This window comes from Microvirga sp. BSC39 (assembly GCF_000739015.1).
In the GTDB taxonomy this organism is placed as follows: domain Bacteria; phylum Pseudomonadota; class Alphaproteobacteria; order Rhizobiales; family Beijerinckiaceae; genus Microvirga.
This window is the reverse complement of sequence record NZ_JPUG01000059.1, coordinates 45,150-66,932: the sequence shown is the minus strand read 5'-3', so window position 1 is coordinate 66,932 and position 21,783 is coordinate 45,150. Positions and strand designations below refer to the sequence as shown.

The 21,783-nt window shown below is 60.4% G+C and carries 17 protein-coding genes; 5 read left to right on the top strand and 12 right to left on the bottom strand.

All coding sequences use genetic code 11. The annotated features are described in order from the left end of the window. Positions 1–561 precede the first annotated feature (561 nt). The gene (locus MA07_RS09940; protein WP_052003020.1) at positions 562–3,930 is read right to left on the bottom strand and encodes an autotransporter outer membrane beta-barrel domain-containing protein; all 3,369 of its coding nucleotides are present in this window, start codon (positions 3,928–3,930) and stop codon (positions 562–564) included. Positions 3,931–4,894: 964 nt separating this feature from the next. Here MA07_RS09940 and MA07_RS09930 point away from each other — a divergent pair. Next, complete coding sequence (locus tag MA07_RS09930; protein WP_081928892.1) at positions 4,895–6,913, top strand: DEAD/DEAH box helicase family protein; 2,019 nt, start codon at positions 4,895–4,897, stop codon at positions 6,911–6,913. 1,194 nt (positions 6,914–8,107) lie between these two features. Here MA07_RS09930 and MA07_RS09925 read toward each other — a convergent pair. Further along, on the bottom strand, positions 8,108–8,323 hold the full coding sequence (locus MA07_RS09925; protein ID WP_036350046.1) for a hypothetical protein: 216 nt from the start codon (positions 8,321–8,323) through the stop codon (positions 8,108–8,110). Positions 8,324–8,516: 193 nt separating this feature from the next. Here MA07_RS09925 and MA07_RS09920 point away from each other — a divergent pair, with 193 nt between their 5' ends. Together MA07_RS09920 and MA07_RS09915 are read left to right on the top strand one after the other, a co-directional pair. Continuing rightward, positions 8,517–9,032 (top strand): 3'-5' exonuclease, encoded by a 516-nt coding sequence (locus MA07_RS09920; protein ID WP_036350044.1) that lies wholly within the window; start codon positions 8,517–8,519, stop codon positions 9,030–9,032. 426 nt (positions 9,033–9,458) lie between these two features. Then, the gene (locus tag MA07_RS09915) at positions 9,459–9,800 is read left to right on the top strand and encodes a hypothetical protein (RefSeq protein WP_036350042.1); all 342 of its coding nucleotides are present in this window, start codon (positions 9,459–9,461) and stop codon (positions 9,798–9,800) included. A gap of 25 nt (positions 9,801–9,825) precedes the next feature. Here MA07_RS09915 and MA07_RS09910 read toward each other — a convergent pair whose 3' ends face one another. Beyond that, positions 9,826–10,080 (bottom strand): WGR domain-containing protein, encoded by a 255-nt coding sequence (locus tag MA07_RS09910; RefSeq protein WP_036350040.1) that lies wholly within the window; start codon positions 10,078–10,080, stop codon positions 9,826–9,828. A gap of 14 nt (positions 10,081–10,094) precedes the next feature. Continuing rightward, the gene (locus MA07_RS09905; RefSeq protein WP_052003019.1) at positions 10,095–10,793 is read right to left on the bottom strand and encodes a hypothetical protein; all 699 of its coding nucleotides are present in this window, start codon (positions 10,791–10,793) and stop codon (positions 10,095–10,097) included. Between the two features lie 829 nt (positions 10,794–11,622). On the opposite strand from MA07_RS09905, the gene MA07_RS27695 reads away from it, so the two are divergent. Beyond that, a complete protein-coding gene (locus MA07_RS27695) occupies positions 11,623–12,075 on the top strand; it encodes a hypothetical protein (RefSeq protein ID WP_052003018.1) in 453 nt (150 codons plus the stop codon). Positions 12,076–12,249: 174 nt separating this feature from the next. On the opposite strand, the gene MA07_RS09895 is transcribed toward MA07_RS27695, so the two are convergent. The 4 genes from MA07_RS09895 to MA07_RS09880 all read right to left on the bottom strand — a co-directional run bounded on the left by MA07_RS09895 (position 12,250) and on the right by MA07_RS09880 (position 14,515). Continuing rightward, a complete protein-coding gene (locus tag MA07_RS09895) occupies positions 12,250–12,708 on the bottom strand; it encodes a hypothetical protein (RefSeq protein ID WP_036350038.1) in 459 nt (152 codons plus the stop codon). 54 nt (positions 12,709–12,762) lie between these two features. Next, on the bottom strand, positions 12,763–13,359 hold the full coding sequence (locus MA07_RS09890) for a hypothetical protein (protein ID WP_036350036.1): 597 nt from the start codon (positions 13,357–13,359) through the stop codon (positions 12,763–12,765). 498 nt (positions 13,360–13,857) lie between these two features. Next, a complete protein-coding gene (locus MA07_RS09885) occupies positions 13,858–14,223 on the bottom strand; it encodes a nuclear transport factor 2 family protein (RefSeq protein WP_036350034.1) in 366 nt (121 codons plus the stop codon). 91 nt (positions 14,224–14,314) lie between these two features. Then, complete coding sequence (locus MA07_RS09880) at positions 14,315–14,515, bottom strand: hypothetical protein (RefSeq protein WP_036350032.1); 201 nt, start codon at positions 14,513–14,515, stop codon at positions 14,315–14,317. 1,238 nt (positions 14,516–15,753) lie between these two features. Between MA07_RS09880 and MA07_RS28845 the strand changes: the two genes are divergently transcribed. Continuing rightward, positions 15,754–16,041: a tyrosine-type recombinase/integrase gene (locus MA07_RS28845; RefSeq protein ID WP_081928891.1), complete on the top strand. Its 288-nt coding sequence runs from the start codon at positions 15,754–15,756 to the stop codon at positions 16,039–16,041. A gap of 243 nt (positions 16,042–16,284) precedes the next feature. Here MA07_RS28845 and MA07_RS09865 read toward each other — a convergent pair whose 3' ends face one another. From MA07_RS09865 to MA07_RS09850, 4 genes are all read right to left on the bottom strand, one after another. After that, positions 16,285–17,247, bottom strand: coding sequence for an ABC transporter permease (locus MA07_RS09865; protein WP_036350090.1), 963 nt, complete (start codon positions 17,245–17,247; stop codon positions 16,285–16,287). A 20-nt stretch (positions 17,248–17,267) separates the two neighbouring features. Further along, positions 17,268–18,368 carry an ABC transporter permease gene (locus MA07_RS09860; protein ID WP_081928890.1) on the bottom strand — a complete coding sequence of 367 codons (1,101 nt, stop codon included), beginning with the start codon at positions 18,366–18,368 and terminating at the stop codon, positions 17,268–17,270. After that, positions 18,361–19,890 (bottom strand): sugar ABC transporter ATP-binding protein, encoded by a 1,530-nt coding sequence (locus tag MA07_RS09855; protein ID WP_036350026.1) that lies wholly within the window; start codon positions 19,888–19,890, stop codon positions 18,361–18,363. The genes MA07_RS09860 and MA07_RS09855 overlap by 8 nt, the downstream gene beginning before the upstream one ends. A gap of 81 nt (positions 19,891–19,971) precedes the next feature. Next, positions 19,972–21,102, bottom strand: a complete 1,131-nt coding sequence (locus MA07_RS09850; RefSeq protein ID WP_036350025.1) for a sugar ABC transporter substrate-binding protein — start codon at positions 21,100–21,102, stop codon at positions 19,972–19,974. Positions 21,103–21,783 lie beyond the last annotated feature (681 nt).

Sequence of the window (21,783 nt, the reverse complement as noted above, 5' to 3'; positions counted from 1 at the left end):
AGAGACCCCCAGGCCGTCCCGCGCCCCTGTTCAAAACGCCCGATAATGCCAGAGCTTGGGCCGAGAGAACCCTACCACGCAGGTTCCGTGTAGTTCATAGAACGGGAGCTACGTTACCGTGGCAGACGCAAACTATGTTCGAGCAGCTAGAGTCAGCTCTGGGTCAAAGTGTAACGTTGAGCGGACCAAATGAAGGTCCGCTCGTCGCGCCTTTGCGGAAATTTAGGATACTTCAGGATCGTGCCAACAGCAGTCCTTGCGATCTCATCAACCTTGCAGCGGATTGGGTAGCTAGCGCGCCGAATTTGACTGGGTGGTTTGCGCCTGATGCCCTTGCAGCCAACAGCGTCGTTAGCTGACACTTCAGCCGGCTACAGCAGGATCTTCTTTCCGAGGTTGCTTTCGTCCGCATGACGCTGCGCCGGCTTGAGCACAACTTCTCGCTTCCTAAGCTCGCCAAGCGTATTTCGCCATTGCCAAAAAGAAACCTCGCTCACGCGTACGGTGAGCGAGGTCAATTCTGCTTTCAGGGTTAGGGGTTCAGTGCAGCAGGGCTGCCGCCTACCACCTGACAGTCAGACCGAGGTTGCCCTTGAGCGCCCTGCGATCATCATCGCTTGAACCGACCGGCAGAGCGTAGCTTGCCTGCCCATACAGCTCCACGCTCTGGTTCACCTGAACCTTGGCACCGCCCCCAAGCTCCAGCGACGTTCCCCCGAACTCTGTCGGGATCACCGTCGTGACTGCTGACGTCACAAAGCTCGTGTTATCCGTGCCGCCGAAGCGATGCCAGAGGTTGGCCAGGAGATAAGGCTGCCAGATCGTGCCGCCTTCGGCCTGCCAGGATCCCTGAAGCCTTGCGCCAAGCCGGCCGGTCCAGGCGTCGTCTGCGTCAAACCTCACGCCGGCATTGGTGATCGAGGCATCGTCCCAATCCAGGTGCTGATAGATCAGTTGGGCCTGCGGCTCGATGGCCCAGTGCTCGTTCAGACGGAAGGGTGCACCGGCCTCAAGCGAGGCAGTCCACAGACGCCCGTCCGTGCTCGGATTGGACAGACCACCGAGAACCCGGGCGTCACTGTCAAGCCAGGTATGCTGAACCACACCATCCACGTACCAGCCGGTGGCCGCAATATGGGTAGCATACGCCCCCAGCGTCGTGGCATCGGTGGTCAATGTGCCCACAGCCCGGTTGAAGACGCCGCTGGCAAAGCCGGACACATCACCTTCACCATAGGTGTAGGCGCCAAACACACCCACCTTCGTGCGAGCGCCGTCGGCCCAATCGCGCTGCCATAGGTCAAGGCCGATCTGGAAGCCGCCGATCGCTGCGTCCGTCTCAGGCCGCACTGTCCCATGTTGGGTGGTCCATTGCTTCTGACCAAATACCCGGCCCCAAGCTCCAGACGCCCACGAGGCACGGTCCTCGTTGAGGCCTGCCGGTGCGTTGAGGGCAGTGGAACCACCAGACCTGAGGGTCGGCTGGACAAGGCCAAGTCGAGCAATGTCGTCACCGCCGACGCGCTCGTGCCATGTTCCCAAAGTCGCAAGACCCATCTCACGCGCCAGGTTCGGCAGAGCCGACAACAGCGGGACCTCTGCACGGTAGGCTATCACCGTCGGAGGCTGAGGTGACGGAGGCGTTGGCGGTGTGGGAGTTGGAGGGGTCGGAGGCGTCGGCACAGCGACTGCCTCGGAGCGCAGGTACCAGCTGTCCGAAGCCGACGTATCGACGCTGCCGCGGAACAAGTGATACTCGTAGGCACCAGCCACTACAGGGCCGGTGAGGCCGAAAGACCCCACAGAAGTCGTCCCACCGTTGACGGCATCAACAACCAGAATGCCGTTGCCCGTGGTCAATGCGCCGCCACCGCCTGCGCTGGTGATCTGCAGGCCCGACCGTCCAACAGCTGTTCCACCATTGATCACGAGACGATCCGAGGCCGATCCATCCCCGCCGAGCACCGTGTTGAGAGCCACGATGCCGTTCTGGCCATTGTAGGTGCCGGTGACCGTCAGCGTGTTCCCCACACCGGCACCACCAATCTGAACCAATCCGCTGTTGACCAGATCACCATTGACCGTGAAATTGCCCCCTGGCCCTCCGGTAAAAGCGGCCACAGCATCAGCAACGGCGATTCGGCCTGCATTGGTCACATCGCCTGTGACGCTGCCGTAGCCGCCCAGGGTGGCGCCGGAGGCGACCGCGATAGCACCGCCCCCCGACAGAGCAGCGGACGAACCAGGCGCATTACCGACAGCCAGTGTCCCTGCTGTCACCGAAGTCCCGCCGCTGTAAGTGCTGTCAGCTGTGAGAATTGTAGTGCCAGTGCCGATCTGGCTCAGGCGGCCAGTGCCGGATACCACACCGTCGAAGGTGAAGGTGTCGGAGCGATTGAAGGCGAACGCGCCGTCATTGGTGACATCGCCCACAACGCTGCCGGATGTGCCACCGTTGCCGAGCTGGAGCGTGCCAATCGAGATGCTCGTTCCACCCGTATAGGTGTTGTCGGCGGTCAGAACCGTTGTTCCTGTGCCGATCTGCTGGACGGCGCCCGATCCGGAGATCAGGCCAGAGAAGACCGAAGCGTCGGAGCGGTTGAAGGCCAAGACACCGTTGTTAGCGACGTTCCCGACAATGCTGCCCGATGTGCCGCCATTCCCCAGCTGAAGTGTCCCGGCCGCGATGGTGGTGCCGCCCGTGTACGCGTTGGCACCTGTCAGCGCCAGGGTGCCAGAGCCAGCCTTCGTCAACGAACCAGCACCAACGATCCCTTGCGAGACCGTGGTGTCAAAGGCCTGGGTGTCAACGGTACCACCCGGAACATTCAGGGTAATGGCGCGGATTCCTGACAAGTTGAAGCTGCTGTTGAAGCGCAGCGTTCCGCCGTTAAATGTCAGCCCTCCAGTGGCAGCACCAAGAACATTATCAGCACCGGCTGCAAGTGTGCCTTGGTTGATGAACGTACCACCCGAGTAGGAGTTACCGCCGGCGGCGACAGGAGCGAGCGTTACAACGCCAGCACCGGTCTTCTCGATAGCGCCGGTGCCAACAATCTGGCCGATGTAGGTGCCGTCATCCGACTGCACGAACCGAAGCAGCCCGTTGTTCTCGACATTGTTGGTGTTATTTGCGAGCACCGGCCGTGTCGGAAGGCTTTGCGCCCGCGCCTCGAGAACACCTGCCGCTTCGACAACGACCCGCCCTGTATAGCCAGCATTGTCGCCGGTCAGCGCCAGTGTGCCGTTGCGGATTGTTGTGACCGTATTTCCGTTGATCGAACCGAAGACGGTCCAGCGCCCGGCACCGTCCTTGGTCAGCGTCGTGAAGTTGGTGAGGCTGCCACCGAAGGAGTCCTCTGAACCTGCGGCTCCTTCGAGCGTCAGATTGTTGGTTCCGCCTCCGCCGTTGATGCTTCCCGCAACGAGTGAGCCTGCGAAGAAGTAGAGGTCGTCGTTGCCGCCAGCAAATGACAGGTTTCCACGAACGATCGCGCCTGTGCGGTTGTAGAAGTTGATGCCGTTGTTGCCGCTGGCGCCGATCACGCTGCCGCCACCAACCCGCTCGATGGTCCCGTAGTTGTCGACAACGTTCTTGGCACCGGCGGCTTGGTCCTGGAACCAGATGGTTGCACTGTTCGACGTCTGGATGAGGCCACGATTGAGAACCGTGTTTCCAAAGCCATGAACGTTAACAGCCTCAGCGTCGCCTTGGGTGCCCGTCTTGATGACGCTGCCGCCCTGTTCAACAGTCAACGTTCCATTGCTGTTGAATTGGATGGTGTTATTGCCCGTGCTGTAATCACCGGCGCCAGACGTGACGTTGTTCGTGACGGCGGCACCTGACCTGACAGTGATGGTCGCATTGTTGCCGAGGCTGATGGCGCTGTTGCCGGTCACGCTAATCGTGGAGCCGTCGTTGACCGTCACGGTGCGACCATTGTCGCTTGGGCCTGTGCCGATCTTACTGGTGTAGGGATTTGGCGTTGCAGGGTCGCAGCTTGTTACTGCTCCTGTGGTTACGCAGTCGGCTTGGGCCGGTGACGGCACGAAGAGTGCGATACTGCTGAGACCGGCCGCTTGCACGACAGCAACAAGGGAGGTGGTGGTCAGCAGTCTGGTCAGACCTGTGACAGCGGACGGCAAAACCTCTGAAGAACGTGAAGCACGCTGGCGGGAAATCATTCTACACCTTCGCAATCATGGGACGAGGAACCGAATCTCATCTCGGCCGGTTGAGTGCTCTTTAGGCATAAAATCAACTTAGGAATATGTAGATTGGATCACAATCCTTTGCCTACAGCCTGTCATCCAAGTGCTCGCGTGCACTTTCCCTAGCGCTGTGATGCTTTAGCCACAGCATAGTTTGTGAAGGGGAACGCAAGTTAGGGACGATTAATACTATAACTTTTCACATGATGAGCGTTCCACCATCAAGCCAGTAATGCGAACAGTGCACGGCCTCAAATCATATGCAGTGATGACGCTCCCGGTGCGGGTAGGTCACCGCACCAACTTAGGTCCGCTACGGGTCAAAATCGGCCTTTAAGCTTGGCCGTGTGAAGGTCAGCTCATCCCGCAGTTGCGGACACTTTTGCTGTCCAGCGCTGCTGAGGCGGGAATTGCGCGAATTGTGTCTGCTGTTACCCGTGGCGTTACCCGAGAGAAAAGTCGGCCCAGACCCTCAGAGACAGGAAATTCACGAAACCCTTGCCGGTTAAGGGTTTGATGTGGTGAGCGCGCTGGGACTCGAACCCAGGACCCTCTGACTAAAAGTCAGAGCGTCTTCCGGCACTGAATGATCCCAAGAGCGCGCCGTAGTAGCGGAGGGATTCACACGTCGCCGGAAACACCCCATGCTGGATGCTGGTGATTTGCCCTCAGACCGGTCCATATGTCCACGTCTCCTCAAAGGCCCTTGCGGGCGCATCAGCAGGCTCTTGCAGGCCTTACCGCTGCAATCACACGTGGTGAAGCGACAGGGGTCACCGACATCCTGGCGGCAGTGACCCCTGGCGGCGGCAAGTCCCTCCTCCCAGTGATTGCTGCGGCTCGCCTGATCGAGGCCGGCCACATCGAGCGGATTTGCTGGGTTGTGCCTCGCGACAGTCTCCGCCTGCAAGCCGAAGAAGCCTTTGCCGACCCGGTCTGGCGAGCCGCGCTTGGCCATGCGCTCTCAGTTCGTGCCGCCGACAACGAACCGGATCCGAGCCGGGGCTTGGCTGGGTACATCACCACGTACCAGGCGATCGCGGCGGCACCGGACCTGCATCTTGCCGAACTCCGCCGCCATCGCACCCTACTCGTGGTTGATGAGGTTCATCACCTGCCCACTCTTAGCGAGTACGAGCCCGCCGCATGCGCAAGTTCCGGTCAAGCCCCTCCCCTGAACGAAGATGCCTCAGCTTGGAGCCGGGCGCTGCTGCCGCTTCTGGAATCCGCAGCCCTGCGCTTGCTTCTCTCGGGAACCCTGGAACGGGCAGATGGCCGGCGCATCCTGTGGCTGCCTTATCGCACTGGACCCGATGCTGGCACGCAGGAGGTTGATCTGGAGGCTCCCGGCTGGGCGATCACCGGCTACTCACGAACTCAGGCGGTAGCCGAGCGCGCTGTGCTGCCCATCACCTTTGGTGCCCTCGATGGTGAAGCCAGTTGGTTGCAAGCAGGGCGAACCGCGGTGGACGACGTCCGGCTGGGCCCGCATCGCCTGTCAGGCCCCTACCCGACCGAGACAACCCGCCCTGCCCTGTTCACCGCTCTGCGGACTGGGTTTGCCCGGGAGTTGCTCCAGGAAGCCTTCAGGGCCACACGCAATCTCAGAGCCCGCCGGCGGGCCGAGCGGGGGCTGGCTGCCAATGAGGTCGTCCGGGGTCTCGGCAAGCTGCTCGTGGTAGCGCCCGATCAGCGTAGTGCCCGGCGCTACTGTGAGATGCTGCGAAGCTGGATGCCACCCCGGCAGGCCGAAAGAGAGGTGCGATTGGCAATCTCGAATGAGCCTGGTGCACCCGAGGCGCTGGCCGCCTTTCGGCTGACAGCGGAGCCGGCGATCCTGGTCACCGTGGCCATGGCCTACGAGGGGCTCGATGCGCCGGAGGTCGCAGTGGTGGCTGCCCTCACCCACATCCGCAGCCGCCCCTGGCTTGAACAGATGATCGCCCGAGCCACGCGAGTGGATCCTCATGCTGGTCCCTACGAGAGCCAGCGCGCCCTCGTCTTCCACCCGGACGATCCGCTGTTTGTCCGCTTCCGCCGCAGCATCGAGGCTGAGCAGGGGATGCTGGCCCGTCAACGCCGGCGCAATGCTGAGGCGGAGACACCATCTTGGCTCGCCGAGCACCTCGCGGCACACCGGGATGAGGGAGAGGGACGTGGAATTACGCCCCTGGAGAGCAATGCGCTGGGTCTGCGCTACGCAACGCTGAAGCCCGGTCCAATCTTCGAAGAGGCCCGCCGCGAACGGAAGGCCGACCAAGCACACCTGATTGAGCCGCCATCCGCGACGGAACGGCGGCTGCGGGCTCGCATCGGTGAGGCCGTTGCCGCTCAGGCAGTGGAGGACGAGGCCGGCCTGCAGGTGCCGCCTGGTGGTGGGGGGCTCTACCATCGCTACAATGCGGTGCTGAAGCGGGTGTTCGGCAACAAGGGACGAGGCCAGATGACCCTGGCTGAACTCGAGGCAGCTTTGACCTGGTTGGAGCGCAACCGCATCAGTGATCACCTCCACCACTTGGAAGGCGATCCTCGTTACACTTGGACAGCGGCTCGACGGCGCCGCTTGGTCTGGGACCAACTGTCCTCCCACTCCAGCTCTGAGGGCAAACGCCCGGCTCCGTCGGCGAATATCGCCCCGAAGGGCGACGTAGGAGGGGGACAGTGTACTGGATCCGGAGTTGTCACGGCTGCACAACCCTGACCAGTTCCGCCGTGACAACTCCTATCGTATCGCTAGATCAGTATTGTTTTCTGCAGCCGAAGTCATGCATGCTCCCTTCAAAGCTCGGTTCCATGTGACAGCATGTTCTCAGCAGCGCCATGATCTAACCATGGTAGGTATTTTGTCTTATAACCTTTAGCTTCGAGCTTGCTGGAACTTAGAAATGAGACAGTTTTTGAGACAAGATTGCTGTCTCAAACTGGAACAACCAACCTAAGAGCCAGTGAGAAACCAATTTTCTTGATCTATTTTGTCTAACAACTGTCGATCTACCCTTGTGTGAATGGATAACAGGTCAGCGGATGCGAACCATTTCCAAGGGTAGGCCGCGCATAGGTCGAGGTATTCGTCCACGGACCATGGGAGCCTGCGGTACCGGCTTGCAGCGACGAAACCTGCACTCTCAAAATTTGCCTCTAAACCGTTGAGATAATGCATGTTCTTAGTTTTGAAGCCATGCCGGCTGGGATGTCGCTGGCATCCTTCTTCCAGACGGAAAGCGCATTGGCACTGATCAGGACGGGCGCGTCTAGTGAACGGGCAGCCTCGATCAGCGGACCCCGCATCACATGTGGGAGCCCGAAAAGAAACTTGAGCATGGGTTCTTTGTCCGGAATGGCGCGGCCTGGGGTTTATCAGCCAGCGACGGGCAAAGAAAAAAGGACCAGCGAAAACCGATCCTTGTGAAATGTCAGAAGCTTAGAAAGGCAGCTTAAGCTGCAATCTCAATGGTGCTGGTGCCGATGTTTGCGGGTGTGCCATTCATTGAGCAACACCGCGCCCCACCCCAGCGCAGCCACGAGGGCCGGGGCGATGACAAAGGCGAGTAACGATGTTCCACTCACGGTTCTAAACCTCCAAGGGCACGTCTTGCTGCAAAATGTAACGCAACAGCTGTTGCAAGCCACCCCAGGAGGCCAACAGCCAGTTCCCAGGTCTGTACGGCATGCCTGAATCCGTTCACGTTGTTATGGCACCCGCCAGCGGGGTTGCCACTCCGATAGTGATGCAGGCAGTGGAGCCCCGATCCAGGACATTGGCGAGCAGCTTCCACCACTCGTTTTCGATATGCTTCACGTCAAGCTGCCTCCCTCCTGGAGTCATGACTTTGATTCAGTCAAGCTTTTGGGGATTGAGGTCCCTGTAGCTCGGTTAGAGGGAGATCCTTGAGACTTAAGCAACCTTGGTTGCGCCGTGAGCCGCTCTGGCACTGGCGGCGGCTTCGGCCTGTTGTTGCACGCGCAGATTAGCCAGTTGCTGGCGCATGTCTTGGTACAGGGGACGGAACGCTGAGCCGCTGTTCTCGACGATGTCGGCGAGGATGTGCACCGCCCGAACGAGCTTTTCCTCGGTGATCGGGCTGTGGTCGCGCTGATGCCATTCGTTCATGTCCCGTCTCCTCATGATGGAGCGGGCACACTGGGCCGAGGATCTTGATAGGAGGTTAAACTTGCCTGGGGCTGGTGGCTGCGTCCACAAACTGGTGTCCCGGCCCGCGCTGCCTTAACATCGCCGGCAAATCAGACCAGGAGCAGATTGCTGAAGCACTGATTTGCTCAAGAGATACTGACGATATTGTACGATGAATCGATTTGACCGACACGTCGTTATCGACGTTGAAACTGCCCAATCCTATGATCACGTCATTGAAGTCGCCGCTGTTGAGGTCATTGGCGAAACGATCTCCCCTCGCTCGTTTGTCCGCAGGGTCAAGCCGCGCTCAGCCATGAGCCCGTTCTGCTATGCGGTGCATCGCATTTCGCTGGCTGACCTGGAAAATGAGCCGCACTTCGAGGAGGTCGTTCACGACCTCATTGAGTTCGTGGGTGATGATACGATCGTCGCTCACAACTATGCCTACGAGTACAATACGCTCAAACGAGAGTTCGAGCGCGCATCACGGCCGACTTACCCGCGAGAGCGCTTCTTTTGCACCATGGCTTTGGCAAAGCGCTCGGGATTGCCCGGCAAACTCCGCCATGCTTGTTCGCAGGCGGGCATCAGCGTTGCTCACCTGCGTGACGCGCATGATGCTTTAAACGACGCTCTCTTGGCGGCCCATCTGTTCCTGAAGCTCAATCCGGCCAAGCGGCTATGACGCTGAGCTTGCTGCAGCGGGCTATGACACCTTCACGCAATCCAGGCCTGATAATCTTCCTGCCAGGATCAGGGGGAACGTCATGTGCAAGCGACAGATCGACAGGCGGCCAGCACCGCCGGCACCGTCCAATGATAACGAGCCGAAGATTGTGACTGGCCCAACAGGACGGAGGCCGGCTTCCCTCAAGCCCGGAATCCTGTCAGTCATTCTGGAGCGCAGCGAGCCCGTCAGGCTCGATTTTATGGCAGATGGCGTGCTGAGGATCCAAGGACAGGGCGCAGCGCTTAAAGGGACCGACGCACTCCATTAAGGGCGAATTGGACGGCCCAACCCGATATGGGTAGCTGTGGAACCCGTGAGCTTGACTCCTTTTTACTCACATCAGGCCGCGCCGGAGGCCAAAATGTGAAGTGAGGGTACTGCATGCCGCTCGATCAGACCCCTATTGTGGACTGGCCCGCGGAGCTTGCTTCTCTGCTGGAAGAGGCCCAGATCGCTTTTGACGACGATGGCAAACAGGTCTGTCGCATTGATGTTGATGTCGATGCGGCAACCCTGCGGGCAATCCATGAGTTTGAGGCGCACCTGCGGCGCCGCCAGGTCCAACTCAAATTGGCCGGGAGCGACGAATGCATCAGGGGCGAGATGAACCCGTCCCTTGGTTTGGGCGCACCATCTGACCGGATCAGGCATATTGCGAAAGTGCGCGTCAGCTTCCACGACATTCAGGGCGGCGAATGCGTTGACGAGGCGGACGGCGGCTGAGGCTGCTTCGTGTCCAGCCGAAGGGTTAGAGGTCGGTATAGCCCTTCTGTCGCTGGGTCTCGGCCCAGCCCTCCAGCGCTCGGGAAGCTTCGGGCTCGCTGGGGAAGATATCGACCTTCTCTTGACCCTTGGTGCCAATATAACCCCAGTTTCGCACCAGCCGGATCGTGCCGAACAGGTCCCGCTCGATCATCAGGCTGAAGAAACGGGCCCTGCCCTGCTCGGGATCTCGCCGGTAGAGCGCCAGGTGGTGCCGGATGGGGGAGCGAGCGTCGGGCATCGAGCCGGCAGGCCTTACTCGGGTTTGCCCTTCTGGCGCGTCCGCTCCATCTCCCGCATCATGGCGGCCTCGATGTCATCAAGGTTGACCGGGACGCCTTGCCCGTCGGCCTGTGCCGGGCCGGCCTGAGCTCTGGTGACAGAAGCCTGCTTTGCGGAGGGGCGCTTGATGGACATCCTTGCCTGGACTGGAAAGCGGTTCTCCAGGGTATCGAGCAAGCTGTTGAGCGCCAGGTCGGACAGGGGAACGTCTGGGTATTGCTCAATCCCTCTGAGCGCGATGGCCTGATTGCTGAACCGGGGGTCGGCCGTGATCTCAGGCCCGAACCAAGGAAGGGGATGGAATCCCCTGCTCTCGTCCTCGTTATCGAATTCAACGGTCACGAAATGCAAAGCGCGCGGCCGGTTGAACTGATCGACCAAGGCCTCACGATCACCAATACGCACTTTCGTCCGGGCGTAGTCGATCCCGCCGGCGCTCACATCAAGCAGAGCATGGCCATGCCCTGCCGGAATTTCGGTCTCCTGCTCGACATCGCCATCAGGACCGATGGTCCTCAGAATGAGAAGGGCCCGGGCCTCCTCGAGCCGGACCCAGGCGATGCGGTCCCTTTGCTCCGGGAAAAACCCCTCGATCTGGCGCAGCCCGCCTCGTTCCCGTTGGATCAGGCGGGCAAGCGACGAGGCGAGGAGAAAGCGGCGGCGAATGGTCATGAAATCCTGAGGATGATAGGGAATTGAGGAAGGCTTCCATTCGTATATGGCGGAGAAAGGGGGAGACAACCCTGAACCCGGCAATATGGTTTCCGCTCAGCCGCTGGCGCTGGACTTCTCCTTCTCTAGGATCTGGCGCTCGGACAGGTACTGGCCATTGTAGAGAAACAGCGGATCAGCGTCTTCGCCGCGCATATCAGACCAAGCAACGATGCTCGACAGTGGCACGAAATGGTACTGAGAGGAGCCCTTTTCCCGAGGCTCGAACAGCGCAATCTGGTCGTCCGGTACTGGGATCGAGGGAACCCCGGAGACCCGGTTGTCCCACCGGCCACCGTCACAGTCGATGCCGCCATAGACAACGGCGGCGACGCCGCCTTCCCGCAGCTGATCGATCTTCGTTTTTGAGATCGGCCCGTCGGGCGAGGAAATCCACTTTGTTGCGGTTCAACTCGCGGAACGGACGACGGATGAAACTGCGGTTCTGGCGCGTGGGCTGCATCGGGATTTACCTTTACCCTTTTGAGGATTTAACCAACTGTCGGGTTCACCCAATGTTCGACTTGAAACCTCACGACACGATCTGCTGCGCTCACACCGGCTTAGATTTTGGCAAGGCGCAGCGCCCTACCCCTCCCCTCCTTGGCGCTGCGCCTTTGGGACAGCCGACAATAATCCATGACGAACCAAGACGAACGGGAGTGAGAATAGGAATCTTGAACAATCCAACAACAATATGGTTCAGCCTGTATTCATGCCAGCCGTGTTGTGATGAACTTAAGTCGGGGGTTCTACGTTAATAGCCCCAGAACTATTCTGGAGACATCAGATGCGTAAGATCGCAACTCTTGCGGCAGTGGGCGTCCTGGCCCTTGGCGCCTTTTCAACGTCGGACGCTGAGGCCCGTCAGGGCCGCCGTACTGCTGCCGTGGCAGCCGGTGTCGTCGGCCTCGCGGCGGGCGCGGCCATCGCCAGCGCTGCCTCGCAGGCCTATGCGGCTCCGGCCTATGGCTACGGTGCGCCTGCTTATGGCTACCGGACACCCGCCTATGGCTATGCGACCCCGGTCACTTCGTACCGCTACAGCTACGATGACGGCTATTACGCCCAGCCGGCTTATCGGGAGCGCCGTGTGGTCCGCTACTACGAGGAGCCGCGCCCGGTCCGTACCCGTCGCGTGGTCCGGTCCTATGACCATGGCTATGCTCCGGTGAGCACCCGGACGGTAACCTACAGCTACGGCTCACCGTACTACGGCTCAGGCTATTACGGCGGCTGGTAATCTCAGTTGAGCAGTAAGAATGGGCGGCCGTCATGGCCGCCCTTTTTTGCTTCTGGGCCGCTTCGGATTGGGGCGACGTCTCCCGCTCTACGGTGACAATCGGAGAGCCACCCTTCTTGAGGTGCACCATCACCTTCAAGACGATGGTTTCCCAGTCGCCTTCCACTCCGCTCATCAAGGAATAGGCCTTGTCGAGCACAGCCGATTGCACTTCTCTCTGGAAGTGGGAGCAGGACGCGCCGGTGATCCTCGCAACCAGCGTGGCGAATGACGCGCTGTGGTTCTCCTCCTGGAGGGCATAATCCCCGCCTTAATCGTTCTACCAGGGCACGCCGCGCAGCATGCGTCTATAAACTTCGCCTTCTCGTCCTTGGCAAAAATCACTAAGGGATCGTAGGTGTCCCAGTCAGGATTGAAATAGATCGCCGTGATGGGAGCCGAGAGCGTCTTCTCATCCCCGTGAGGGTCCTCGATCCGGAACATCAGCGCTAGATCTTCCACAACGGTGTTGTGAAGGTCGCTGATATCGGTCTTGGCCTCGCCGATCGCGCCTTCCACCTCGGTATACTCGAGGGCATAGCCGGATTCCCCATCATCGAGCGGAACCAGGATTTCGTCTCCTTCTTCGATCACAAGGGTGTTGCCGATGACATGGGGAACGACACCCTTTCCAAGCGCCTGCTCGATTTACCGGTCCTCGAACATGACCCGAGTGACGGCCGGGCAGCCGTGATCTCCGACGATGTTCTCCAGCCTGGACTCCAGGTAACCGCTTTCCTGGATGCTATAGGAATCGAGAGCCACGCTCACGATCTCATGACGCTCCAAGCGGTGGCCATCGGCAGTGATCAAGCCGCCGTTGATCGGCATCCAATGGGTTCCGGCGAGATTGGACACAACGCAGGAGGGACGCGGGAACGGATACGGGGACGTTTGCCGCATGGCGTGAGCAGATATCTTCTTCCAGAACCCGCACGTGTTCCCTGAGGCTCGCTTGGTACGCTTCGAGCCCTGGGCTTCCGTCGACAGGGCCCAGGAAAGCGTCGCTACGGGGAGAAAGGAGGCACTTCCGCTCTGCCCTCCCTTGGTAAGGCGCTTGAAGCTGAGAATCTCGCCGGCCATCGGCTGACGGGCTCTTGCTCCTTCCGGTGCCTGGAAGGTCAGGAAACCCGGACGCAAGCAGTGGTCGAGCCAGACACTGCGGTAGGTCTGGGCGATTTCGACATACCCGAGCAGGTGGCTTACCAGCGCTCCGATCCCAAGGTCGGAGGTGTGCTCGGCCAACCCAGCGGCGCTGAACTCCTCGAAAACTTTGTAGCGCTCAGAGGCGATGGCTCCGATCTAGAGCATCGGACGAGAAGTTGAACTCGGTGAGTTCTGTACCCCGCGATAGCGGGTCCATTTCGGAATCGGTCAAGGGTGCGTCCACGTAACAGTCCGATGCTCTAGTATGCGCAATGAACAATGTCGCTGAGAAGTCGAGTGCGACGCTCGTACAGGGGTTTGCAGGCCTGGGCATTGATCAGTGAGAGCGCGTGCAAAAGCGAGCAGGTCCGGTCCCCGTTCCTGAGTTTGAAATCAGCTGTCGTGGGATCCTCCGGTCAACTCTGTGCCGGTAAGCGTGGGTTGCGGTTCGATCGACCATGCGTCGAGCCCGCGCCCTGGAGATTCTTCTTTTGGGAGTTGAGTAATGCCGACTGGCAGATGACCAGAACTGAAAAAGAAAAAGGCTGGCCTGAACTCAATCAGGGCCAGCCTCGGGATGGTTAACGGTGGAGAGTGTCAGGCACTGGCAGGAACGTGGTCGAGGAAACCGACAACGTGCTTCAGGCGCCCGTTGTCCAGGGTGGCGAAATCAGTCCCTTTAATCGGGCCGTCGGTCCCTTCGGGCCCGAGCTGCCAGGAAAAGCGAACCTGATTGCCGTAGCCATCGGGCTGGCCGTTTAGGGAGAAGCGGAAGTCGGGAAAGCGCTGGTGCACCGCGCTGATGAGCGCATCGATCTGGCTATGGCCGTTGCCCTGCATCAGCGGATCGATGTAGGTGCCGTCCTCGGTCCAGAGATTAGCCAACAGATCCTGCCGGCGGGCTGTGTTTGTCTCGTTCCAGAGGGCGATGTAGCGGCGGGCGATGGTTGTGGCGTCGGTCATGAGATGTCTCCTGATGGTAGGCTGGGGCAATCCCGGCATGAGGACCATGAAGGAGACGGAGAGGCGGGTCGATTACGCCCGAGGTAATGCTTTACGCGGTAGCCACGATATCGTCCGCAGCAGTTTCCGGTGAATGGCCCGTCTCGTAGTAATCGCACGCATCCCCATATCGGGCCTCAGGCAAGTTGCGCTTGGCGAGTTCCCCGTTCAGGGCAAGCCACCACGGTGAGAACTCGATATTGCCCTTCGTGAATGCGGTCTCCAGGAGGCTGGTGTTGGTGTAGTACGTCATCGATGGTCCTTCTGTACGGATCGCGGATGCAAGCGTTTGCCTCACCAGAGAGCAATTTCTCTGAACGTGTGTCCTATCTGAATTGGAAAAACTGCCGTGGATCCGCTGTTCCGAACGGCGGATACGAAAACGCCTTGGCAGAGGTGCTGTCTTTTACCCTCAGCCAAGGCGCTCGCGGTCTATTAGGGAGAGACCACGACTGAGTAGATAGGATGCCTGAATATCGCGTCAATGCATCTTCAAACGAAAACGCCCTGACAGAGTTAGCCGTGCGGAGCTCACTGTCAGGGCGAATTGTTGTGGCACCGGTTGCAATACCACGCCGGGATAATACGCCAAGTGCCTCGTGGGTTCAACATCAGCCTGTGCACAAGCAGAATTGCCCCGGCAGGAGGCTGAGCACCAGACCTCCCACCAGGGCGCTTGCGATGTGTTCCGGCATCGCAAGATCTATGTAGACACGGCTCCTCCGTGCCGATGTGTGGCGACGCACACGATCAGTCGAGAGCGAGATCATCGAAGAAGACAACTCAGCCGAACCACTAATCGGTCCGACTCCTGTCGACGCCTATGTCACGCAGAATGTGAGGGCTGACTTCTCGCTTCAGCGCCTCGACAAACTCGAAGGTCAGTACGGGCTGCTTGTAATCTTTCGCGGCCTTTCGCGGAACGCGAATGAACTCAAAGCGGAATGCTAACCCTACCAAGGGCAGAGGGAATACGGTCGGTTTCATCGGAGCTACCAGCAGCAAAAGATGTGACGAGGAGAGCGGCGCGTTGGCACGTGCAAAGTCGCATAAACATGTAACGCCTCCTCTGGCTGGGGCTGTGAACCGCGCGGAAGATCCGCGGGGCAGGCTCAATACCAGAATTCGCCTGTCGAGACTAGCCCTGAGATGCACAATTGTTGAGCTCGCCTGCTTGATTACTGCAGGGCGATGTATTCAGGCGGTCATAAGTGGATACCGATGTGCTGTTTGCGCGGACGATCAACCCGTGCCCTTTCAATTCATACATCGTGCTAGCGCCGATGCCACGGACTATCCGGCCGGGGGCAGTTTTGGGACGGGCTTTGAACTGCTCGCGCCTGGTATAGGAGTTCATCTCAAGCGCGTCGCGGAACTCCCCGCCCTCCTGGAGCACAGCGAGGGCTTTCTTGGCCATTGTCGAACGGCGATCTGCTGCTCTGAGAACCTAGACACCTTCGTGGCCTTTCCCCTTCTCCCCAGCCGTGAGACATTACGGGAAAATTCTCCCTTTGGCTGGTCCGGTTTCCAGGGATCAGGTCAACGACGCGACAGTACGCTCACCTGCTGGCATCTTGGCTTCGCGCGATTGGGCTCGATCCTTCGGTCTACGGCACGCATTCACTCCGGCCTACCAAAGCCGCAATGATCTACCGAAGGACAGGCAATCTCCGGACCGTCCAGCTTCTGCTCGGCCACACTAAGATCGAGAGCACTGTTCGGTATCTTGGGATCGACGCAGACGATGCCCTTCTGATTTCAGAACAGGTTGAAATCTAAACACACGGGCGGCTCCCCGACGAGCCGCCTTAGAGGTCGCCGAAGATCACGGATGCGACATCCGGACTTGGAGCTTAAGAAGCCACTAAACAAACGACCGTGGCGTTCCAGTTTCGGATCTTCAGCTTGATGCCGAACCTCGCGACTAGGGCGGGCGCATTCAACCTAGCGATGATGATTGTGGCTGGTGAGAACCGGCCTCGGTCACTCTCTCGACCTTCGAGGAGGTCATATGACAAACCATCATCCAGTTACACGCCCCCCGCGTCCGTAGACGAGCAGCATGGATATGATGACGCAGCCATAGATGATCTGCCGACCGGCCTCGGGCATCTGCATGATGGAGAGCACCGAGTTCAAGAGCACTATCAGGATGACACCCACTAGGGTGCCGATATAGCGCCCGCGTCCGCCGAGGATGTTGGTGCCGCCGATGACCACAGCGGCAATAGCCGGGAGAAGGTAGGCGTCGCCCATGCCCTGATACGCCTTGGTGGAGTACCCGGCGAGCAACACGCCGGCAAGGCCCGCCGCCGCACCTGAAAGCGCGAAGGCGATGAGGATCACGCGGTTCGTGTCAATGCCTGAGAGATATGCTGCCCGCTCACGATTGCCGATGGCATAGATGCCGCGACCGAGGGTCGTGCGCGTGAGGATCGCCACAACGGCCACGGACACTGCGAGCCAGACGAGGAGCGCAACCGGAATCATGCCACCGATCCGGGCGACCGCAAGGTACTGCATCAGGTCCGTAGCTGCCGTCTGCGGCGCGAAGCCGCCCGTATGAGCTACCATGAGGCCGCGCATCACCGCGTTCATGCCGAGCGTGAAGATCATGGACGGCACCCGCAAATACGCGACGCCGAGCCCGTTGACAATGCCGACGAGAAGACCAAGCCCGATGCCCGCGGGAATAGCCCAGGGGCCGCCGACCGCCGTTGCCATCATGGCCGCGGCCGTCAGGGTCCAGGGCACCGAAAGGTCGATGTGGCCGAGCAGGATGACGACCATGAGCCCGGCTGCCACGATGCCGAGGAAGGATCCGACCTGAAGCTGCTGCAGGAGATATTGCGGCTGCAAGAGCGGCGCGCTCCCTTGCGTGTAGAGCGTGTAGCCCGTTCCGACGAGCAGAATGAGCAGGACGAACCCGGCCGCGAAGACCACAGGCTTGTCGTCGGACCCAAGGCGCAGGATCCTTGGCGCCATGATCGTGTCGGCAGTTCTGCTCACCGGAACACCTCGAGCTTGTTCTTGGTACGCAGCAGCTTCAGTCCACCCAGGCTCACGGCCGCGAGAAGCACAAGCCCCTCGAAGAGAGGTTGCAGCAGGGGCGCCACGTCGAAGATGCGGAAGTTGAAGGAGATCGTGCGCAGCACCATCGCGCCGATCATGGAGCCGATGGCGCTGCCGGTGCCCCCGAGAAGCGAGGTACCGCCGATGACCACGGCCGCGATGGAATTCAGCGTGTAGGCGCCTGCCTGGGGAATGTCAGCATTGCCGGACGAAGTCTGGAGCGCCAGGAACAGGCCGCCGAGACCGGCGAAGAGGCCAGCCAATGTGAAGGCCGCGAGCTTCGCCCGATTGATCGGCAGCCCCGACATGTAGGCTGCGCCCTCGGACGACCCGATCGCATAAACTGTGCGCCCCGTGACAGAACGGGTGAATGGCACCCACACGAGAAGGATGATCATCGCAAGCAGCACGAGCGGCACCGGGATCCACGCGAAGGGCTGCAGCCAGGCGGCCTCGCCATTGTCGAAGAGACCGAAGGTTGCCGCGAACTCGCGCAGGTCGCTCGTGACGGCCCAGGACAAATCTTCGTGAACCTTTCCGCCGGGCGTCGGCCGCAGGATGAGGGCGAGCCCCATATAGATCGCACTGGTGGCGAGCGTCGCGATGATCGGTTGAATGCGCCCGTAGACGACCACGCAGCCATTGGCGAAGCCACACGCCGCGCCGGCGACGATGCAGGCTGCGATGCCGAGCGCGATCTCGCCTGGGCTCCCGGCGACGAGGTGGCTCGCGATGCAGCCCACGAGGGTCATCACGGCACCGACCGAGAGATCGAGGCCCGCCATGAGCACGGGAACGGTTTGCGCCATGGACACGAGCGCCAGGGCGAAGACTTCGTTGGCGTTCTGGATCAGGATCTGCCCCGTGAATCCTCGGGGATGGTTCAGCTGGTAGAACAGGTAGAGCACGACGAAGAGGGCAATCGCACCGAGGATGCCGGCGTGCTGCAGCCAGCGCAGGCTCAAGCCCTCGCCCCAGCGGCGGGTCTTCTCGTGCGGCTCCGCGGCAGCGGGAGGGAGCACCGTGTCAGACATGAGCAGGCTCCCGCCGTTCGGCGATGTTGAGCGCGCCGGCGATGAGGTTGCGCTCTGTGATGGCATCGCCTTCCAGTTCCCGGACGATGCGGCCGTCATACATGACGGCAACCCGGTCGCAGCAGCCGATCAGCTCCTCGTAATCCGTCGAGTAGAAGAGGATGCAGGCGCCCTTCTCCACGAGCTCACGCATGAGCCTGTAGATCTCCTGCTTCGTTCCAACATCGATGCCCCGGGTCGGGTCGTTGAGCAGGATAACATCGGGATTCGTCGCAAGCCACTTGGCGAGCACCACCTTCTGCTGGTTGCCCCCGGACAGGGTTGAAACCGGGTCGCCCGCACTACCGATCTTGATCTGCAACTGCTCGATGGCCCGTTCCACTGCCTGACGGGTGCGGCCCGGATCGATGAACATCCCGTATGAGAGACGGTCTAGCGAGGCCATAGAGATATTGTCGGCAATTGACATGGAGAGGATGAGCCCTTCGCTCTTGCGGTCCTCTGGTACGAGCGCCATCCGGGCCCGTCCGCTCATGGCAGCCTTCGGCGAATTCGCCGCCGTGGGTTGGCCCTCCAGGGTCACCGTGCCGCGAACGCCCCGCAGCACACCGAAGAGCGCAAGCAGCAACTCCTTCTGTCCCTGCCCGTCGAGACCGCCCAGCCCCACGATCTCGCCGCGTCCCGCCTCAAGCCCGACACCGTTGAGCCGGCTCTCCCAGGAAAGATCGCGGATCTTGATGAGGGGTTCCGGGCGTGGCCGCCTGGGCTTTGCCGGAAACTGCCCTTCGATCTCGCGGCCGATCATGAGCCCGATGATCTCGTCGTGGCTGCGCGCTCCCTTGACGAAGGTTTCGATGTGCCGCCCGTTGCGGAACACCGAGCAGCGGTCCGCCAGCGCCTCGATCTCGTACATGCGATGGGAGATGTAGAGTATACTCAGGTCGCGCGCCTTCAGTTCGAAAAGCATTCGATAGACGCGATCCACGTCGGCGGAGGTCAACGCGGAGGTCGCCTCGTCGAGAATAAGGAGCTTCGGATCGCGGCCCAGCGCCTTCGCGATCTCCACCATCTGCCGCCGCGAAAGCGGGAGGTCCGACACGCGGCTCAGGGGGTCGATGTCCTCGCAGCCGATGCGGGCGAGCAGTTCCTCCGAACGCCGGCGCTGCCCGCGGCCGTCGATGAAGCCGAAGCGGCGCGGCGGGCTCGATAAGGTGATGTTGTCGGCAACCGTGAGCTCCGGCATGAGCGAGAGTTCTTGGAAGATGCACACGATCCCGGCCCGGTTCGCCGCCGAAGGGTTTGGGAACGTGACGGGTGCGCCTTCGAGCACCATGCGACCGTCCTCCGGCTGCACGACGCCCACCATGATCTTCATGAGAGTCGATTTCCCGGCGCCGTTCTCTCCCAAGACAGCGTGAATCGACCCGCGACTGCACGCGAAATCCACATCCCGCAAAGCATGGATGCCGCCATAGCGCTTGGAGATGTTTTCGAGGGCGAAGAAGGGTGCAGGTTCGAGCATGGAACCCCTTCGAGATTCGGAAAAGGCTCCTGTCCGGGCGAAGGTCAGGACAGGAGCCGAGGTGCTCTGACGGTGTGCTTCTTACTGCGTGTTCTTAGCGTCCTTCGCCATGATCTCAGGCGCAGTCACGTTCACGCCGCAGGCCGGGAATTCGTTGGCCGCGAAGAAGTTATCAGAGAGGTTTGACCAATAGTTCACGTTGTCCTTGAGGGTCGTGTAGTCGACAACCGGAATCGGTACCGAGATGAGCTGTGGCATCGGGTTGCCTTCGAGCGCCGAGATCGCGGCCTTCATGGAAATGGCCACAAGACCCGGCGACTGGCTGTAGGACAGGCCCTTGAGCCCCTCGCCCGCATGCTGCGCGATGAGCTTGCGGTAGCCGTTCTCGCCCTCGCCCGCCATCGGCACAAAGGGATGCTTCGCGTCCATCATGGCGCGCACGGATCCTGTCGATCCGCCCTGCGTGAACACAGCCTCGAACTTGCCGTGCACGGCGAGCGCGTCGGCCGTAGCCTTCTGGGCCGTGCCATCGTCCCAGTTGCCCACCACCTCGACGATCTGGAACTTGCCTTCCTTCTCCATTACCTCGCGGAAGCCGAGGTGGCGATCGCGGTCCACCGAGTTGCCAGGCAGGCCTCGTACTTCGAGAATCTTGCCGTCGCGTTTTTGCCCCAACTCCTTCAGGAGATGCCGCGCCGAGAGGCGACCGATTTCGAGCTGGTCCTCGTTCACCTGCATGACCTTGTCGGTGTCGAGCACATTGTCGAAGGGCACGATCACCACGTTATTGCGATCAGCCAGACGGATCACGCGGTCGAAGCCTTCGGGCGCCACTGCGATGGTGATGATGGCGTCGTAACCCTGGTTAATGAAGTCCTCGATGGCGCCGAGTTGCGCGGCGACGTCGGTTCCGGTTGAGACGACCTTCAGCTCCTTGATCTTGTCCTTCATGCCGGCCTGCTCGGCATAAGCCTTGGCGGTCTGGATCATCTGGATGCGCCAAGTATTGCCGACGAAACCGTTCACCACGGCGAGGCGGTACGGCCCGGGCTTCTTATCCCATTGCATGTACTTGGTCTGGGCATTCCACGGCTTGAAGCAGTTCGGATCCGGCCCCGGACCCGAGACGGTCTTGGGCGCGGCGTGGGACGCAACGAACGTGAGCAGAAAACCGGTGAGAGCAAGTGCGGACAGGCGAGCAGTGCATGCCATACGATCCTCCTAGGACAGCGTTCTTCCCAGATCTGGTTCGTCTGTCGCGAACCTTGACCTATTAACATGTTAGTTCCCGCCGCCGGGTAAAACAAGCAACCCTGCCGAACTCGAGTTGATAAGACGTAGAGCCTTCCAATTGTTAGGTTCGACTAAGCGGCCGTAGATCTGTTTCATTGACCCATTTCCAAGAAGAGGCCTCCACCTGGTAAAGGAGAACTCCACTCCGGGTCAGGAACCGGGGTTCCTTAGGCTTTCGGAACGTCCGGTTTAACGAGGATTGCAGCCATTGAGCTCAAATCAGCCCTGTTTCACGAGCAGTGATCGGCGTCTCCTGTGCCCTGCGTGAACAGGAAACTCCTCCTTTGGACATGCGACAGTGCCAACGAGATCATCGCAGCAAAGTTACATATGACAGTTGTCCGCCAACCAGCCTACCCTTGCTAAAGCGGTGCGAGCCTTCCTAGGCAGATGCCCGTAGCGCAGGTAAGGGGGATTGCCTGCACAGAACCGAAAGGTGCTAGGCGCGGGGCTCCCAGTGAGGAAATCCCCATGGTGAACGATGGCTTGCGCGGCTTTATGGGCAGAAGCGATCAACAAGCCGTTGCCGATCAGGTGGGATTGCACCCGCTCCCGGGCAGATTGCATAGCACCAGGATGAAGCTCTCAGCTCTGAACAGG

Bases quoted from the DNA above. Each gene is read 5' to 3' on its own strand.
- MA07_RS09930 (WP_081928892.1), top strand. From the start codon at position 4,895: ATGTCCACGTCTCCTCAAAGGCCCTTGCGGGCGCATCAGCAGGCTCTT.
- MA07_RS09925 (WP_036350046.1), bottom strand. From the start codon at position 8,323: ATGAACGAATGGCATCAGCGCGACCACAGCCCGATCACCGAGGAAAAG.
- MA07_RS09920 (WP_036350044.1), top strand. From the start codon at position 8,517: ATGAATCGATTTGACCGACACGTCGTTATCGACGTTGAAACTGCCCAA.
- MA07_RS09915 (WP_036350042.1), top strand. From the start codon at position 9,459: ATGCCGCTCGATCAGACCCCTATTGTGGACTGGCCCGCGGAGCTTGCT.
- MA07_RS09910 (WP_036350040.1), bottom strand. From the start codon at position 10,080: ATGCCCGACGCTCGCTCCCCCATCCGGCACCACCTGGCGCTCTACCGG.
- MA07_RS09905 (WP_052003019.1), bottom strand. From the start codon at position 10,793: ATGACCATTCGCCGCCGCTTTCTCCTCGCCTCGTCGCTTGCCCGCCTG.
- MA07_RS27695 (WP_052003018.1), top strand. From the start codon at position 11,623: ATGCGTAAGATCGCAACTCTTGCGGCAGTGGGCGTCCTGGCCCTTGGC.
- MA07_RS09885 (WP_036350034.1), bottom strand. From the start codon at position 14,223: ATGACCGACGCCACAACCATCGCCCGCCGCTACATCGCCCTCTGGAAC.
- MA07_RS09880 (WP_036350032.1), bottom strand. From the start codon at position 14,515: ATGACGTACTACACCAACACCAGCCTCCTGGAGACCGCATTCACGAAG.
- MA07_RS09865 (WP_036350090.1), bottom strand. From the start codon at position 17,247: ATGGCGCCAAGGATCCTGCGCCTTGGGTCCGACGACAAGCCTGTGGTC.
- MA07_RS09860 (WP_081928890.1), bottom strand. From the start codon at position 18,368: ATGTCTGACACGGTGCTCCCTCCCGCTGCCGCGGAGCCGCACGAGAAG.
- MA07_RS09855 (WP_036350026.1), bottom strand. From the start codon at position 19,890: ATGCTCGAACCTGCACCCTTCTTCGCCCTCGAAAACATCTCCAAGCGC.
- MA07_RS09850 (WP_036350025.1), bottom strand. From the start codon at position 21,102: ATGGCATGCACTGCTCGCCTGTCCGCACTTGCTCTCACCGGTTTTCTG.